Consider the following 17103-nt stretch of genomic DNA (forward strand, 5'->3'; position numbering starts at 1 on the left):
CGCACAACAGATCTCGGCGATAGATCGATCATCATGGCCACCTTCAAGCTTAGGGCTGAGATAGTTGGTGGTCGTCGCTGCACGATCCTTCGCGAGGGCTTCCACGAAGCTCGACGGATTTCAGAACGACACGGGATAGACCCAAGAACGCCCTACCCCCTGACTGTGTTGCCGTGAATACTTTTTCACGAAGGGGTAGATTATGCTCGCTGCTTTGCCTTCCAAAGCCGAAAGATAAAACAAGCCGAAGCCAAGCGCTTGGGGTTTCGTAGAAAGGGGGCAAAGATAAAGGTTCGTAATTTTTTTCCGCAGCAACAACGATAATACCGCTTCTCCGAGTACTGCCGCGGTAACGTAGGGGTCATTCCCCGTGGCGAAGAAATTGAAGTCTGGAGCGCTCCTAGCGGACGCGGAGGCGAGGCGGTCCAATCGAAGGATGCTTTCTTGATACATGTCTGCACTCAACGGGGGAAAGCAATGAACTTGAAGAAGGCGAGCAGATTCCTTCGTCGCAATTACCTGCCCCATTAAATTGTGTTCATATCCAATGCCCATCATAAGGACATCGTATTCCATTGCGGGAAGGTGTTGTCCCTCGAAACCAGCAACCTGACGAACGTCTGACTTCTCATCAAGCGAGAACTGGGTGTCTACCTTGTTCGAATAATGCTCCGGTTCTGTATAAACGAACTCCACGTTCCGTACTGCAAACAGTTTGAAGTATCTGAGAAACAACAAGATATGCGGGTGCAGGAAACCTGTAATATCAATACAGACGGGGATTGGATTATTCGAGTCGAAGCCACTTCTTTCTAGGCCGATACGCACCAGATCTGCCTCGTAAGTTGGTAGCTGGTCCACGATCTCCCCGGCCGGATACTCGTCAGCGGTGTAGCCATACTCAGGAAGGATCCACCAAACCTTTTTTTGCGCTTTTATGCGCGTGAACAACTGTGCGACGCGCTCGTTATCGTTGTACGCGGAGATAAACAATACTCGATCGCGCTCTCCTTCGGCTTGGTCAACTACTCTTTTTGCGTCAAGGAGGTGTTTGATATCTGGTTGCATCAAAGCAGGCTCTTTTGCTTTTCGTTTGCACCGCTGTTCACAAACATCCCACTTACCCTCTTCAGAAACAACGCTCGCATATCGTCCTTCCTGCTGTGGTCAAGGAGGGCGTTCGCGAGATCAGGCTGAAGGGCCAATGTGCCGCGCCTGTGGATAGAGAGGCCCCAGCGGGGCGCAAGCATTGGTCCGAGTTGATACTTGCTCTCCAAAACCCTTTGGGTTTTCCCCTTGTGGCCAAGAGGAACCTTGATCAAATAGGACCAGTTTTCGGCGGCCTGCAGGACGTCTCGCGCGCTCCTTGTCAATTTCTCTTCATCCACGGCGAAAGTGCAAAGGTCGCATTCGGCCGGTTTGTCGCTATACCGAATGGTCCGGAAAAGAACTGCGAGCGACTCCACGCTTTCACGCGCCTCTACCCCGAAGGTGTCGGGTTGCGCATCTTCCCAGAACCAGGCTGCACTATCGAGTACTCCAAGGGATTGAGATTCAGCACTTATTTTGCCGCCCGCAAATGGCTTTTCGCCGTTGAACAACGATCGCCTGTATATCTGCTTCATGATCCCAAGCAGGTTGCGTGGTATCCCCTGCGATAGATGAATTATCTCGTCCAGCCCGCAATATGGGACGTTCAGACCGCATTCTCTGTATAGTTGAGCGACAAGATCTGATGCGAAATGGGCGAGAACATCCGCATATTTAGACGATTTCTGGCTGCCGCCAGATACATAAGCCACAGCCATCTCGTTGATCTGCTTGGCTGCACCTAAAGTTGCCGCCGCACTTTCAGACCACTCCCGGTACAACAAGAAAATGTTGAGCTTCTCAAGCAGGGGATGGTCAGCCAGTTTTAGCAGATTCAATATTTGGTCCGACCACTCGGCTGGTTGATCAAAGTGTTCACCGAGCTGTCTCTTCAGTTTCTTGAAGTATGGTCTCTCCTTCCCGCCTTTGTCACGGGCATCAAGAATTTTAAGAAGGGGCTTTTGATAATTGTTTGTTTTGTCCACTTCTTCGAAGAAGTCGCTCAACTTTGCGTTCTCACCGGCTGCTATAACCGAACCGGCCTGTTGCAATCGCCTAAGGACGAGCTTCGAAGCAAAGGACAAATATTCGCTCTCGTGATTTCTGAGAAAGCCATCGAGCTCGAGTTGAATGAATTCGGAGCCGAGTTTAATCGGCTCGCCGGAACCCAGTGTCTGAAAGGTCCGAACACCATAGAGGCGCGCTCCGATCCTGAAAGTCGCGTTCCCTACCCGATATCGAATCAGTGTATTTAAGAACTGCTGTTGATCGGAAGTAAAATTTTCGGCCTCGTCGATCAGATAAATAAAGATGGTGTTGGAGAAAGCGCTGCAGGTCTTAGCTAAAAGGTTGGGTAGGCCGAATACCAGTCTGCCCGGAGAGAACGGAATCTCGATCCGCTCCATTTGCCCTGTAATGGCGACATTGTTCGCTGCATAGTCGATCTTCTTTCTAAGAGTTGTGAGAAAAGCTATCAAAGTGTCGATCGCGTCGAATTCTTTGCTGACATCCACATCAAAGGCATCGGCCACGCCAGCAACAAAACTTGCTTCGTCAAATTGAACGGGCGCGAGACCAATGAGGCTTTCTTTGACCGCCGTGAGCAAACTGGTGGCCAACCAGAGCTCAAAGTACATATTGAAAATCGCCAGCCACAACTCCGAGGACTGACCTTTTCCAGCGAATTTATGTGAATTTAAGCCCTCAGCGGGGACGTAAATGCCGAAATAGCCCTCGTTAGCAACGGCAGCGGCAAGGCTTCCGCCCGCTCTCGCAGCCTGAACTGGAGCCGAACAATATCGCATCAGGTGGGTCTTGCCGCTTCCCTTGCCACCAACGATGAGCATAGGCGTCCGGAGCTTCGGCTGAAGAAGCTCTACGAGTCCGCCATCGTTGTTTGAAATATCAACCCAGTAGTCCAGTATTTCCGCCGCGGAGAAATCCGAAGCTTTCACCAGATCGAACGGGTTTTCGTCGAGTCGACCGATCATGCGAGGGCTCCGATCTTGGGATAGCGCCGAAAAGCTGGTGTCCAGTTAATCTGAGCGCCGTTAATTCGCTCGCCCCACATTATCGGCAAGGTGTTGTCCGGAGTGTTGTGATGAAAACCGAATAGCATTTGGCTGTCGTCGTATCCACCGCTATGCCCAGGGCAAATGAGCTGGCCATAATGCAGCGCCAGCGTTTTCAATGTTTCAATGTCTATCCCCTGCGGAACTACCTTTAAATAGCGCGAATGTTCAGAAAGGCATCGGTACGAATCATCTAGCTCGATAACCGCAGAACAGTTCGCTGCGAACAAACTTTCGTTGCGGGTTTTATCAATCCCGGCTTTGGTTCCGAACAGGGAATAGTAACAAAACTTGGCGGTTGAATTGAGGTCGCGCAGATCGGCCAGCACATTACTTGAATAGTCTAAAGCTGTCTTCCCGGAGCCGCAAACATCATCAAGGAAAACATATTGTTCGACGCCTTCGTCAGCGATCACTCGTGTTGAGCCGCCATCCGGCAGTGAAATGCGTTTGGTCATTTGGCTGCCGTCGAGGAAGTTTGTCCTCGAAAGTGAATTTTCTTGGCGGAAGTAATAAAGGAGATGGACGCCGCTCTCCGATGGATTTCCGATGCCTAGGAAGCGGGTCGCCATGATCTTCTGTTCCAAAAGCGGCCGTAAGACCGCTACATCCCGACTATCGCCATTCGAAGCGCGAACTTCCTGGATCAAGGGGATTAGGAATAGGTCGCGATAGAGCGTCTTAAGAAGAATTCTGATTTCGACGCTTCCATAATAGAGAAATTGCGAAAGCCAATAAAGCGCGTGCAACTGCTCGGTTTCGACATCGAAGCCGCTCTTTCCGTCGAAATTTTCGAGCCACTCCGAAACGAGCGGCCCGTTTACGCGGCCCTCCCACAGTCGCTCGTTCAGCACCGTTATCCTGTCTCGTAAAGCGCTTCCTGTCGAAATCGGATCTGCGTCTTCCGGATCCGGCAATATACCTTTGATTTCATCGAGACGGCTCATTCTGCCGCCTCTCAAAAACGAGAACCCATTCCCTCGTAATCAAACCTGACGTCTTGTTGCGGGCCGTCATTAGTCCCCTCCCCTTGATGGTGTCTACCAATTCGCAGGCGGTGTCGAAGCCGGCTCGAGCCGCGAGCAGCTTCATGTATGTTGATGTCTCGAACGTCTCGCCACAGATCGTGTTATTGCCTACAACCATGATGATCCGGCCGTTTAGTCGCAATATTCGGCTAAGTTCGGCGAATACATCGCTCATCTCCAAAAGATAATTGGAGACAATAGCGGCCCTCATTGAGTTCTTCGGGGCGATCCGCCTGATAAAGGCGTCGGCTTCCGGTATACCGGTCTCACCCAGCTGCGACACAGCCTGTTTTGAGAAGCGTTCGCGTCCGATGCTACTGGCTTCTAGCGATTTCATTTCTTGTCCGGATGCCATTCCGAGCCAGCCAATGCTTAAGCTCGACGATCGGATGTACTTCTGCGCCCCCGCATACGGGGGCGATGTAATAACCAAATCCACGCTTCGAGCTGGCATCGCCACATCCGGGTCGTTAGGATTTCGCAACGCCCGCGCATCGAAACCCACACACTTCGTTGACCCGCACCTTGAAGCTGCCGAAAGCTGTGACATGCGCGAGATGTTGGCGTTAAAGGCCTGTTCGAAGATCGCCCAGACATCGGGCTCCTCTTCAACCACTCTGCCCCGAGCAACGATCCCGTCTTTCCGTCGCACCGGCACGGAGAAACGCGGATCGGCTCGACTGCAGGTCCGAGCAGTGGCCGAGAAGGTCACCCAAAGCAAATCCGTAAAGTCTCCCGGCGGCTCGGCGACAACTGCGTGGCGCAGTCGGGCCAACGCGTCGACCGTTGATTCACTGTACCAGAGGTTGATGTTCACGACTTCAGGAGGAACGGTGTTCACAATGTTCGCAAAACGCTTTTTCAAACCACGCAACACATCGGCGGAGCCGGACAAATCGAGCGGCGTTGATTTCGCTTTGGTAATTGCGCGCGCAAGCGGATTTACGTCAGACCAGTAGGAGGTATGGCCCGCGAGAACCGTTTCCAATGGCACCGTGCCAGAACCGCTAAACGGGTCGAGAACCACGGCGTCCTTCGGCATATGCTTTCTTGCAGCAAGGAAGAAATGCGCGATGTGGGCAAGCAATTTTGCAGGATAAGGATGAATGTAATGAGCCGCGCGCTCGCCCTTTATCCAGTGGACCAGCTTTCTGAAGGAAACCGGGATGGGTTCCCGATTGGCCGCGTATTCGTTGGCGAAGCGTTCATATTCGAGAGTTGTGTCAACAGGGAACGGAACCCACCCCGCATCCGGATCGATTATCCCGCCGTCGGTTCTTCTCTCGAGCAGAGGCTCTCCTGAGGCATCGGGATGGGAGTGAGACCGCTTGTTATCCAAGCCAAGGCTTATCCGGTTCATTGAGGCGCTTGACCCGCCAGAGCGGGAAAAAGAGCTACCAATTCATTCCACTCGCGAGCTGAAAGCCCACTATCTTCTCGTGAAACTGAAGCGCCTTCAGTGAGTTTCCGAACTGTCGTCAACGCCTGCGCGGATAGCGTAAAGGCATTGAGCTTGTAGTCTTGGAAAGCTTCATACGTCAGGGGAACCCATAGCGATACTATCTTCAAGATCTCCTCTGCGTAGACACGAATCTCGTGCTGGGCGTGCGGATCCGCTCGTAGCCTAAGGAAATGGAGGAGATTGTGGAGGTTTACCTTCCAGTACCACTGTGTGTAGGTATTTAGCGTAAGGTTTATGCGCGCGAGTTCCCGTGCCAAGCCGGGTCTGCCTGCATCGATAACAGCGCCACTATCATCTTCGTTGATCATCCAGGCATAACCCGCATAGCTCCGCTCGGCGTCGTCGCGCAAAAGCTTCATAATCTCGAAAGCCTGGTTCTCGCTTACAGCTTCGCCCCTGCCTTGCCGGTTCGATTTCGACTGTTCAGAGATCTGCGTCTTATCAGGTATGTAAAATTCTTTGTCGAGTATCGAATATCGGGCAGAATACTCATTCAGACTTGCGGTGCGATGCCGCACCCACTGTCTCGCCACGAAGATTGGAAGCTTAACATGCAGCTTAATCTCCGCCATCTCGAACGGCGTGCTATGGGCATGGCGCATCAGGTAACGGATCAGTCCGCGATCTTCGGAAACCTTTTTCGTTCCCCTGCCATAGGAAACACGCGCTGCTTGGATCACCGAGGCGTCGTCCCCCATGTAATCGACTACGCGAACAAACCCCTGATCAAGGACCGGGCGGGCATTGAATAGGATATCTTCGACTGCCTGGACCGTTGGTCGCAGCGTGCGCGAGGTCACTAAACGTGCCGCATCAATTTCGTCTTGTTGGTCAGGCGTTATTGTCACATTTTCCTGCATATCGCGAAGTGATTGAAAATTGGGGAATGCCCGGATAGCAACCCTAGTTGGCCTATCAAGATTCGGCAACTGCTTGCCGTAAATGTGTGCAATAACGTCGGCGATGGTCAGCAGCCGGATTTGCGATGGCGGTGCCGAAGACGATCTCGGAGAACGGTTTTAAGGCCGGGTCGGTGGCGACGGCGGCAAGCCTTTTGCTTACACCGTACGAATTTCCTGAAGTCGAAAACCGAACGGTTATCTATCTGAGGACTGAGAGTATCTCGTTCACGCTCGCGAGGATGCGCTCCTGGAATTCCGCAAGCAGCGCGGCAGCCGTAGGTTGATCTTGTCCTCGCCGTTATAGAACAGGTTCCGGTTCGTAGAGGTTGACAGCCGGCCTCCGACGCGATCCGGAAGCAACAGGAACCGCTCGACTACGACCCCGTCTTTCCTGTCTTCATAGACCTTCGGATAATGGTCGAGCAAGCCGTCGTGGATGACAAGATTTCGGAATGTCTCAATCTCCACTGCCAACTCGCACGGCTCGAAGAGCGTCCCCGCCTTCATGTTCCATGAGAGGTGCCGTCGGTCACCGTAGAGCTTGTGACGGGACGAAAGGCGGGGGTATTCGGCGAATGACGTCTTGAGATGCTCGACTTCGTAGGCCAGCTTAACTGTGTAGTCCAGGAGGCTGTGGAGCCTGACATAGATGACATTGACGAAGGCGATGAGCTTTGAGGTCACAGGCGAACTGGAATGGCGCAGTCCGTCCGGAATGATCGACGGTGGATGAAACAGGTCGTCCAGGTTCAGCCCCCTGAAGAACTCGCCCTGTAGATAGACCACCTCCTTGATCGTCTCCTGGATGCCGTAGACGAGCTTCCGGCAGTCGTGAAGATAGAGAAGCTTGTGCAGCTCCTCGCTCGGATGCGCGCGCGTGATCTTTTCAAAGTCTTGCTTCGACATCGAGGATTCAGAGTCCAGTCCGGCGGTATGGATCCAATCCGGAGCTTCGCGCAGAATGGTATAGTAGCTGTCGTAGCTGCCAAATACTCTCGTTGCGAGAGCTTCGTGGATCCGAGCGCACACGTCATCGATGGCTTCGAGCAAATCCCCGTTTCCGAGCCGCCAAGCCCCCTGCTGGTCATACACGAAGAACGGTTTCCCGCCAGGCGGCTTCCCCTCAACGGGGACTCCGTAGCAGGTCAGGTAGATCGTTTCGTCGCCGTCTGTCTGCACTGAGGTTTTCCTATGCTTTACGTTGGCGGGGCCGCCGTAGCGGGCAGCGCCGACTTCGTTCGAATGGCGGGCCCCGGCTTCGCGCGACCATTGGGAGGGCCCTAGTTAGCTTCCGTGCTTTTTGCCTCGCTCATATCATTCCAGTCGGCGTTTGAGGCGAGCGGCGCGGAGTAGAAAATGATTGATTTCCATAGACGGCACGATTGCCAAAAGGGCAACGTTTCGGCCTATAGAATTCCCCACGCGCGAAACCTCCCCCTCCCCGTCATCTCGCGCAAGCCTAGCTCTTCGACGATCCTGAGCGCCGCCCGCGGCGTGACATCGAGCGCCTCGGCAATCATCCCCGCCGACACCAGCGGCCGCGCCATCACCAGGTCGATCAGGTTCGGCAGCTTCGACGAGGCGCGCCGGCCCACCAGCCTTCGCTGCAGCACCTGGCGGGCGACCGCCAGCCGATCATGCTCCTTCAACCCGAGCTCTACTGCCGCAGCGAGACCGTTGAGCAGTGCCAGCAGCCGCGTGTTGCGGCCGGGGTGGCGGCGGCGATCGACCGGAATGGACTTCAGGCCCAGATTGATGGCCGTGAGATGGGCCGCTGTCGTCAGGCCGGCCTGGCGCAGAAGACTGGCCGCCAGCAGCCGGCCGAGCCATGGTGCGTGCTGCAGGACCTGCAAGGTGTTCCAGGCGTCGAGGAGAAGAACCGCCCGCAGCACCGGCGGCAGGCCCTCGGTTTCCGTCAGCACGATGCGCCACTCATCGAGCCGGGCATCCTCGTCCCAGTCGAGATCGTAGACCAGCGGATCCCGATCCTCCACGACACGCCGGCCCGGCGCCTTGGCGCCCGCCAATGCCGTCTCCGAGCGCGCCATTGCCGCATCGATGGCGACGAACGCGGCGGCGAGCGGATCGGCATCGTCCGCGCCGTCCCACTCCCCTTCCCCTGCTCCAACGGAGTCGAGATCCACGACCATGCCGCCCTTCGCTACGGTGCTGTTTGCACTATCTGATGCTCCAGGCCATGCCTGGCCACGGAGGCTGCGCACACCGTCTGGGCTGAGCGCCCAGCCGGGCGGCTGCGAAGCGATGCGGCGGCGGGCGCGCAGCACATCGCGGGTGATGGTCAGTTCGTGGGTCGGCGCCCTGATATCGGCGCCGGCGTCGTGAAGGACGAGGTCTTCGAGATGCACCAGCTCGCCATCGACCCACAACGAGGCGCAGGCGTCGGCAAAATGGGATCGTTCGATCCAGCCGCTTCCGACCGCCGAGCGAGCGATCCGCTCATCGAGGCGTGCCAAAGCCGCACCCGCGTCCGAAATCGGCTGCAGGAGCATCTGGATGGGCAGTCTAGACAGATCGTAACGCATTGAATTCATGGTAGATGATTTGCACAATAGACGCTATAATAGATTTAAGGTCCGTCACATGGTGATCTCTGCTCCAAACTCATAACTATCGATAGTGATCAAGTATCGATAGTGATGGCTTTTGCCGCCCGGAACGGCTAGAATCCGGGCAAATCACGGCCGCGTCGGCCGTTCGAAACGCCAATTTTGGGTCCACCCGATGGCCAAACGTCCGCTGCCCGCCATTCCCACCGATGCCGTGCTCAAACGATCCGAGCAGCTCGATGCGCTCGACGCGATCTTGCCGTTCGATCGTCGCGACCAGCTCGCCGCGATCCTCACCGACGACGACGTCGAGACTCTCAAGCATCTGGCGTCCGAAGGCATGGGCGACAACACGATGCGGGCGTTGGCCTCGGATCTCGGCTATCTCGAGGCCTGGTGTGTGGCCGCCACCGGTACCGCCCTGCCCTGGCCGGCACCGGAGAGCCTGTTGCTGAAGTTCGTCGCCCATCATCTTTGGGACCCTGTCCGGCGGCAAGCGGATCCGGCGCACGGCATGCCCGCCGATGTCGAGGCAACATTACGGGATCAAGCTTTGTTGAAAGCCCCCGGACCGCACGCGCCGGACACCGTGCGCCGGCGCCTGACGTCGTGGTCGATCCTGACCCGCTGGCGCGGCCTCAAAGGATACTTTGGCGAACCCTCGATCAAAAGCGCCCTGCGACTGGCCGTCCGCGCCGCCGCTCGGCCACGGCAGCGCAAGAGCAAAAAGGCGGTCACCGGCGAGATCCTCGGCCAACTGCTATCGGCTTGTAGCGGCAATCGGCTGGTCGACATTCGCGATCGCGCTTTGCTGCTGACCGCGTTTGCCTCGGGCGGCCGTAGGCGCTCGGAGGTGGCCGGGCTGCGGGTCGAGGATCTGGTCGACGAGGAACCGGTGCCGCAAGACCCCAAGGATACGAATTCCCCAAAGCTCCCCTGCCTGACGCTTCATCTCGGCCGCACCAAGACCACCGATGCCGCCGACGACGCCACCGTGGTGCTGATTGGCCGGCCGGTGGCGGCGCTGAAGCACTGGCTCGCCGCGGCCGGCATCGACAACGGCCCGATATTCCGCAAGATCGATCAGTGGGGAAACATCGACCGGCGCGGCATCACGCCGCAAACCGTCAATCTGGTGGTCAAGGCGCGCGCGAAGCAGGCCGGCCTCGATGCGGGAAACTTTTCGGCGCACGGGCTGCGCTCCGGCTATCTCACCGAGGCGGCCAATCGTGGCATCCTCCTCCCCGAGGCCATGCAGCAGTCACTGCACAAATCGATCGCCCAGGCTGCGAGCTACTACAATGAGAGCGAGCGCAAGATGGGGCGCGCGGCGCGCCTAATAACCTAGAGCTCGCCCATCGGCAGGATAGCTCGAAGTGTTGGCTTCGGGCCTAACCCACGTCTTCAGTCACTCAAACTAGCTGAAACCGAGCGGCTGGCCACTCTGAATGGTCGAACTTGTTGGCCGAATTCATCCGCAGCCCGCCTCGCGCACGGCGGTCGCGTCAATTCGGCAGGATGATCGTTTGGGCGTTGTCGTTGGCCGGGTTGAGAAGCTTGTACCCGCCTGCAGTGAGATAGACCAGGTCGCCCGTTGTGTGAATCCATCCATTTGAGCCGGCATGGAGGATGGCGTTTTCGAGCTCGTCCAATCCCACACCTTTGCCAAAGGCATATTCCGCCAGATCGTCGACACTGACGTGGTCGCCAGCCTCCATGTCCAAGAGCTGCATGCATTCCAGGACAAGGTGGCCGTGCTGGTTGGTTTCCACAATCGACTCCGGCTTGATGGTTCTTCGGCTGGGAGATGCCAGATGCCGTCCACACGTTGCGAAACAGCGCGGACTGTGAGGCCGGGTCCGGCATTTCCCGCTCCGGTCTTGGAATCGGTCTTAAGCCTGCAGGTTGTCAGCCGACATCTTGCCGGACTTGCGATCCTTGACCAGCTCATAGCTGATCTTCTGGCCATCGTTGAGACCGCGCATGCCAGCCCGTTCGACGGCGGAAATATGCACGAACACATCGGTGCCGCCGTCATCCGGCTGGATGAAGCCAAAACCCTTTGTTGCATTGAACCATTTGACGGTGCCAGTGGCCATTCTTGTCTTCCCAGTGTTCTGCAGTGCCGCACCGTGCGGCATTGTCCTTTGCAGGCCGGCACCATGCTGCGATTTCCCACGGGATGCAACCCAGATCGACCCGCCTCATCCAGACGCAAGACGCCCAATACACATGGCAAGACGTCCGCATTGGCAGCTCCCCCTCACCGTTCCAGCGACGAACTGCCTGAAACAAGAGGCACGCCGGCACCCCATTTGCGCGGTTCTCGGCACGCATCCTCGCGGTGCGAGAGGCGACGTCTTACGGGCACGTCGAAGGCCCCCCGTCTTCAAAATGTCGCAAGCCAATCGTTGTCCTCAATGCGCGTTCGAACTGGCATGTGGAGGGGATCTGAGATGTTCTTGGGCACGGACGACATCGTGGCACTGCACAGTCAGGTTTCTGAGCTGAACCGCGCCATCATCCATCAGGAACGCGTCCTTGCCGAACTGCAGCGGCTCGGCGAGTCCACGGCGCTCGCCGTAAAGTTCCTCGCGCGCCTGCAAGCCCAGCTCACTGGGCGTCAGCGCCATCTGGACTGCCTGAGTAGAACGTCATTCGCGGCCGATTGACTCATCTGTTCCCGTTTGCTTGATTAGCCCCTGGAGGGCGCCATGGTCTATGATTGGGACGGTCAGCGCACACGACGAACACAGCTGATGCGGTTCACAGTTGCCGTGACCGTTGGCTTTGCCGTGCCGCTCGTGATCACCATGTGGTCCTACGTCAGCTGAGCAGCGGCAGGCTCCCCAGGACTCTCGGTTGACATGATGGGAAACGCGCGTACGCAAAACTCAACGCGCGACCACATAGCTACACCGCCATCCGAGAAGAAATCGTAAATGACCGACGATCCTGCTATCGAAACGATGTCCATCGAGAGCCGCGGCGACGCTGACCGACCCTCCCAGCCTCTGTGCCGCTGGCGCGAATTCAGGCTCGAAAGTAAATTTCTGTAGCTCGAAACCGCCCGTCTATTCGCTTGCACTGAACAATGACGTCGATCGATATTCTCAGCAATCTGTCGATGTCTTCGCGGTCCAGATTTCGCCCGCCATCGGATTCTTTCACGAGAAGCGTCAACTGCTGGAAGGCGAACTCGGTGGAATCGGCGTGAACGGTGGTGATCGACCCTGGGTGACCAGAGTTGACATTGCGGACGTAATAGAAGGCCGTGCCATCCCGCAACTCCTGCAGCAGAATGCGGTCCGGCCGCATTCGAAGGCACGATTCCAGTAGGTCTTTCGGCCCCACAGCCGAAATTCCTTGTGCGCCTTTCGAATAGAACATCCGCACGTGGTTGGGCTGCGGAATATCCAGTTCAGGTGTGTCCTCGATCGAGATTATCCGCTCGTGCTCCGGAATGTGCTTTATCAGTGCTTTCGAGAGCGTCGTCTTCGCCGATCCGGTGGCGCCTGAGATGATGATATTCTTCCGGGCAATAACGGCTTCGCGCAGAAATTCCATGTAACGGCCGGTGCGGTAGAGGGTGATCAACCCCTGATCCGGCGTCGAGCTGCCTTCGTTGACTGCCCGGGTCTCGGAGAAAAACTCCTTCTCCTCCAGATCCTCCAGCGTAAAGGTTACCGAGGGCGGCTTTCGGATGGTGATACTGACCGTGTTCCTGGTGATTGCCGGTGGAATGACGATCTGGATCCGTTCATCGCCCGGGAGCGTGGCCGACAGGATTGGCCGTGTCTCATCAATACGCTGATGGGAGAAGCTGGCTACGGCCCGGGCAAGGCGCATCAGCTTTTCGAAAGAAAGCTCCGGCAGATCATGGGTCCGCCACCCACCGGCGCCTTCCGTCAGAACCTGCCCGGGCCGATTTACGATGACTTCATAGAGCGAAGTGTCCTTTAAGAACCGCGAAAACGGTGCGAGCAGTTCACGAACTACGCCGGCGTCGGCGGCCTCGGTCATGCCGCCCTGCTCTATTTCGTGACCAGCTTTGGCCGGGAGCTGAAGTCGCCGAGCACGGCCCGGTCATAGATCTTGCTCTTCGGTTCTGTCACCCGAAGGCTGTAGACGCCGGAAAAATCGAGATCGCGCGCCACGAAAATCGAGACGAGCTCGCCCTGGTGCTTAAGAAGTGTGGGAGGGATGTTGATCGATTGCTCGACAGCGATCGCCGCCGCCTGCTGACCTGCCGTGGTGGTGCTCTGGGCTTCGACATTGCTCTCCTGCATCTGGCTGCTTGCATAGCTCGTCGCGTCTCCGACGATTGACAACAGGATTGCGCTGCCGAAGCGCTCCCACCAATGGGTGTCGACGTAACCATCGACGCCGGCCCGGCCCAAAGCGTCGGTGGCAGGGGATGCCAGCGTGACAATCACGCCCGTCGGAGTTTTGGCCCGGTTCCACAGAACGAAGAGCCGCTTTTGTCCGCGCTGTAGTCCACCCCGATATTCGCCGACGACCTGCGTGCCCTTTTCCATCAGCACGACACGCCCGTTATCGGAGAGGACGTCGCGATTGATGACGCAACTCGTAAAGCCAGGCTGGTCCGAAGACAGTGCCGTTTCCAAAATGCAAGGAATGGACGTGCCCATCGCGACGACAAAGTCGCGATTTCCTAGTGTCCCGGCACGCGAACCCTCAAGCTGTGTGGGCCTCAACAAGCCGTTGAATCTTTGTTCCTCGCTGTTGGCCTGGGCATTCATGCTCGCAAGATTGCCGTCAATGGGAACGAAGGGCTTATCCTGCGTCGTTGCGGTATTGTCGCCATCGCGCTTCGTCGGGGTCTTCTGCCCGTTGAAAGCTATCACGGGTGCGCGCCGCGCGGCGTCAAGCAATGGATCCTCCTCGGCTTTGATTTTTTCCGTGACAGCTGGCGTTGGCAGTTTCACCACGGGTACTGCCCTGACCGGTTCGACCTTTTCCTTGGCAGGCTCGAAGTCGTTTGTTTGGCGAATGACAACCTTTTCAGGCTGAACAGTCTGCGCTTTCTCGCCGCTCATCGACCACAAAGCGAAGCCGACGAATGCCATGACGGCCAGTGCCACGGCGCCCCGCTTCAGAATGGGGTTGTTGTCGATCCTTCTGCCCACGACCGTCTCGGCTCTCTCGCCCGGTATGCGGTTATCGTCTTGCTCAACCATGGCCGTCTCCTACTGAGCCGCGTCGGGATTGGTCTTGTCGATTCGTTCGACTGACGGGGACGTGGTGTTGGTGTCGGGATTGATGCCAACCCGATCATAAGCTTCGTTGAAGACGCAGAGCACGTCCCCGCCCCGGCGAAGAATGAACTTCCGGCTGATCGCGTGTACCAAGACCAGATTGCCGTCGACGGATTTCGGAACGAGGGCTTCGCTGCCATCCGAGTTCTCGATATAGATCGCCGGCATTTCCTGATTGCCGACAAAGGCGAAGGTTGTGACCTTGCCGTTGTCGTAGACCGCTTGCGGTTCGAGCGCCTGCGACCCCTGTGCCGAATAGTGCCAGTTCCGTGGTCCGTAAGCTTCATGCAGTCCAAGGACGTTGTCAGCATTCTTTGCCTGCCTTGCCAGCGCCTTGGCGGCGGCCTGCTGACGTCGGAGCTCGGCCTCATCCGCCGGGTAGCGGTATTTGACGTAGAAATAGGTGTTCTGACCGGTGGCGACGGATCCATCGCGCACCGTCAACTCCATCTGGTAGCTGCGCGTCGATCCGTCCCGGCGCGATGTGACGACCGAGATATTGGTTACCGGCTGGTTTTCGCGTGGCTTGAGAAACAGGATATTGCCGGCAGGAGCGACCTCCCATGCGACACTGTTGCCGAGCGCTACATGGGCGATCTCCTCGTCGGCCGCGAATTCGACCTGCACGGACGAGCGCAAAGAGCCGACGATCCTGGTGATGTTATAGGGTTGATAGCTGACAAAGCGGACCCGGCTGTCCTGGCTCGCACCTCTTGGAATCTCAAGGGCAGGAACTGTTGATGGCAAGGCGGACAGCAAGATGAGAAGAGCAACGGTTCGTTTCAATTGATCGCCTCCGGATCGGCCCGATATTCGCTGACGGCAAATCCGAGGGGGTTCACCAGCCGGTCGGTCGAAGACATCGGTGCGTTTGCATAGGAAAAGGTGAGCGTTGCGACCCAATGGGTTGTTCGGACTTCGTCGCCACGGGTTATTTTCCGGATATAGCGGACGGAAACCACTTTCGAATTGATCAGGGAGATCGAGGCGATGTTGATGCGCGCGGTCGCGCTACGTCCATAAATGTTTTGCGGGGAATCCGGATTACTGCCGCGATAGATTGCCGCGAACCGGGTCTGTTCAGCTTGCGTCGACAACAGGGCGACCGTCCGGAAATTTTGTTCGGCCTCGCTCCAAACGTAGCCCTCGCGGGCGCGAACGTATTTCGCGGCGAAGTATTTGGTGACGGCTTCATCGTAGGTTCCGGCACTCGACGTCAACGCCGAAACAACATCGACGATGCCGGTTGAATTATCGACCCGCACGACAAAGGGCTCGACAGTCTTTAGCGGGGTCAGTCCTGCAATTGCGAAGATCGAAGCGCCGGCGACTATGCTGGCGACAATGGCGATCGACCAGGCAATGCGGTTTGACCGCTCCACCTGGAGCATACGATCCTGATCGAAACGCCGCGCCTTGTCGAAATAGCTTTTGAGATCGTCTCTTGTGATCATCTCGCTCACGCCTCGCAACGACGATAAGAGCGGGCACTATCGAAGTGAGCAAAGGCGGCCGGATCCTTTTCCTCGACATAAGACGCCGCCAGTTGGCCGGCTGTCGTCAACCTCGCATCAGCACGCTTCTGCGTCAGATTGCTGTTTTCTTCCCACTGCCACATCGCGCGATTGAGCGGCCGACGCGTGTAGCCGTCACATTTGGGCAAGGGGTATGTGAGCGATGCACAGCCGCTCAGTGTAGCTGCGATGAACAGCAGCGAAACTGTCTTGATCATGCGAGGTAAGCCTTCCTATTGATGATGCGAGCGTGGCTGCTAGCTGGAGCCTCTCGATCTGAATGTCTGCCCGACGGCACGGATGCCGCGTCCAGCAGCGCGGGCGCCATGAGAAGCGGCCCAGGAAAGCGTGCTTTCATGGGCATCGCGCGCCGCGCCATAACCATAGGTCAACGACGCGCCGCCGGCGGCAAGTGCCGCAGCGATGCCAGGCAGTTGGTAGAACACGTAGAGGGCGGCCAGGCAGATCGCGCAAAGCGCGATCGGCCGCATGAGAACGTCGCTATAGCCCTGGATCTGTGTAAAGGTCGTGTCGATCGAGGTGATCAGCAGCGAGCCGACCGCGACGACAAGGACCTGTAGGATCACGAAGTTTGCGAGCTGGCCGATCCAGGCCTCGGTGAAACGCCGGGTTGATTGGAACATGGCGAGCGCCACGAAAATCGGGCCGATGGCAAGTACGATCGCCAGTGCCAGCCGTGCATAGAGTGAAACGATGTAACCGATCGCAGCCACGATGAAGCTCGCACCAATCACCATCATACCGCCGACGCCAGTGACGATATCGACCGGCCAGGCCGCGCGCGACCAGATATCGGTGGCCGATGCCTGGCCCTTGTCGAGCAGGCTGTCAAAGGTCGAGGCGCTGGGCGCCGAGCCAGAATTCAACGCCTGGGAAATTTCCTGCGGCAGCGTGTTGAAGAAGATGTTCGTGACATAGGTCTGATATTCGCTGGAATTCTTGACCAGCATGACGATGATGGCGAGCTTGATCGCCCGGAATGCAAAATCGAGGATCGGTTCCTGGACCGAGCCACGGAGCACGAGGTAGCCGTAAAGGACGACATACAGGGTGACTGCCGCCGTCAAGGGCCCGGTAACCCAGCCGGCGATGTTCGAGGTCCCCGTGGAGATGAATGTCTCCAAAGGCGTCCTGAACTGCCCGTCGACGAAGCTGAACACCTGGTACAT

At 57.1% G+C, this 17103-nt stretch carries 17 protein-coding genes; 2 read left to right on the top strand and 15 right to left on the bottom strand.

The features are described 5' to 3' along the window. Window positions 1–120: 120 nt before the first annotated feature. From AC2YI2_RS32060 to AC2YI2_RS32090, 7 genes are all read right to left on the bottom strand, one after another. On the bottom strand, window positions 121–1068 hold the full coding sequence (locus AC2YI2_RS32060; RefSeq protein WP_487390595.1) for a hypothetical protein: 948 nt from the start codon (window positions 1066–1068) through the stop codon (window positions 121–123). Beyond that, the gene (locus AC2YI2_RS32065; RefSeq protein ID WP_487390596.1) at window positions 1068–3080 is read right to left on the bottom strand and encodes an ORC-CDC6 family AAA ATPase; all 2013 of its coding nucleotides are present in this window, start codon (window positions 3078–3080) and stop codon (window positions 1068–1070) included. The genes AC2YI2_RS32060 and AC2YI2_RS32065 overlap by 1 nt, the downstream gene beginning before the upstream one ends. Further along, entirely contained in the window at window positions 3077–4108 is a 1032-nt protein-coding gene (locus tag AC2YI2_RS32070) for a phosphoribosyltransferase-like protein (protein ID WP_487390597.1), read from the bottom strand. The genes AC2YI2_RS32065 and AC2YI2_RS32070 overlap by 4 nt, the downstream gene beginning before the upstream one ends. Continuing rightward, the gene (locus AC2YI2_RS32075; protein WP_487390598.1) at window positions 4092–5549 is read right to left on the bottom strand and encodes a hypothetical protein; all 1458 of its coding nucleotides are present in this window, start codon (window positions 5547–5549) and stop codon (window positions 4092–4094) included. Before AC2YI2_RS32075 ends, AC2YI2_RS32070 begins: the two co-directional genes overlap by 17 nt. Then, window positions 5546–6580, bottom strand: a complete 1035-nt coding sequence (gene thyX / locus AC2YI2_RS32080) for an FAD-dependent thymidylate synthase (protein ID WP_487390599.1) — start codon at window positions 6578–6580, stop codon at window positions 5546–5548. Before thyX ends, AC2YI2_RS32075 begins: the two co-directional genes overlap by 4 nt. A gap of 198 nt (window positions 6581–6778) precedes the next feature. Further along, window positions 6779–7732 (bottom strand): hypothetical protein, encoded by a 954-nt coding sequence (locus AC2YI2_RS32085; RefSeq protein ID WP_487390600.1) that lies wholly within the window; start codon window positions 7730–7732, stop codon window positions 6779–6781. Window positions 7733–7959: 227 nt separating this feature from the next. Next, complete coding sequence (locus AC2YI2_RS32090; RefSeq protein ID WP_487390601.1) at window positions 7960–9105, bottom strand: RHE_PE00001 family protein; 1146 nt, start codon at window positions 9103–9105, stop codon at window positions 7960–7962. Window positions 9106–9295: 190 nt separating this feature from the next. On the opposite strand from AC2YI2_RS32090, the gene AC2YI2_RS32095 reads away from it, so the two are divergent. Then, a complete protein-coding gene (locus AC2YI2_RS32095) occupies window positions 9296–10468 on the top strand; it encodes a site-specific integrase (RefSeq protein WP_487390602.1) in 1173 nt (390 codons plus the stop codon). A gap of 157 nt (window positions 10469–10625) precedes the next feature. Here the strand turns inward: AC2YI2_RS32095 and AC2YI2_RS32100 are convergent, their stop codons facing one another. Continuing rightward, entirely contained in the window at window positions 10626–10892 is a 267-nt protein-coding gene (locus AC2YI2_RS32100) for a hypothetical protein (protein ID WP_487390603.1), read from the bottom strand. 120 nt (window positions 10893–11012) lie between these two features. Further along, window positions 11013–11219: a cold-shock protein gene (locus AC2YI2_RS32105; protein WP_487390604.1), complete on the bottom strand. Its 207-nt coding sequence runs from the start codon at window positions 11217–11219 to the stop codon at window positions 11013–11015. A gap of 357 nt (window positions 11220–11576) precedes the next feature. Between AC2YI2_RS32105 and AC2YI2_RS32110 the strand changes: the two genes are divergently transcribed. Next, entirely contained in the window at window positions 11577–11792 is a 216-nt protein-coding gene (locus tag AC2YI2_RS32110) for a hypothetical protein (protein WP_487390605.1), read from the top strand. A gap of 361 nt (window positions 11793–12153) precedes the next feature. Here the strand turns inward: AC2YI2_RS32110 and virB11 are convergent, their stop codons facing one another. The 6 genes from virB11 to AC2YI2_RS32140 are packed head-to-tail and all read right to left on the bottom strand — an operon-like array spanning window position 12154 to window position 17103. Further along, window positions 12154–13143 (bottom strand): P-type DNA transfer ATPase VirB11, encoded by a 990-nt coding sequence (gene virB11, locus AC2YI2_RS32115; RefSeq protein ID WP_487390606.1) that lies wholly within the window; start codon window positions 13141–13143, stop codon window positions 12154–12156. An 11-nt stretch (window positions 13144–13154) separates the two neighbouring features. Then, window positions 13155–14321: a type IV secretion system protein VirB10 gene (gene virB10, locus AC2YI2_RS32120; RefSeq protein WP_487390607.1), complete on the bottom strand. Its 1167-nt coding sequence runs from the start codon at window positions 14319–14321 to the stop codon at window positions 13155–13157. A gap of 9 nt (window positions 14322–14330) precedes the next feature. Next, window positions 14331–15185 (bottom strand): P-type conjugative transfer protein VirB9, encoded by an 855-nt coding sequence (gene virB9 / locus AC2YI2_RS32125; protein ID WP_258163373.1) that lies wholly within the window; start codon window positions 15183–15185, stop codon window positions 14331–14333. Then, on the bottom strand, window positions 15182–15853 hold the full coding sequence (locus AC2YI2_RS32130; RefSeq protein ID WP_487390608.1) for a VirB8 family type IV secretion system protein: 672 nt from the start codon (window positions 15851–15853) through the stop codon (window positions 15182–15184). The genes virB9 and AC2YI2_RS32130 overlap by 4 nt, the downstream gene beginning before the upstream one ends. Before the next feature lie 5 nt (window positions 15854–15858). Then, window positions 15859–16131: a hypothetical protein gene (locus tag AC2YI2_RS32135; RefSeq protein ID WP_258163375.1), complete on the bottom strand. Its 273-nt coding sequence runs from the start codon at window positions 16129–16131 to the stop codon at window positions 15859–15861. Window positions 16132–16170: 39 nt separating this feature from the next. Beyond that, window positions 16171–17103, bottom strand: a complete 933-nt coding sequence (locus tag AC2YI2_RS32140; RefSeq protein WP_487390609.1) for a TrbL/VirB6 family protein — start codon at window positions 17101–17103, stop codon at window positions 16171–16173.

The organism is Rhizobium sp. SRI_017 (genome assembly GCF_057586295.1).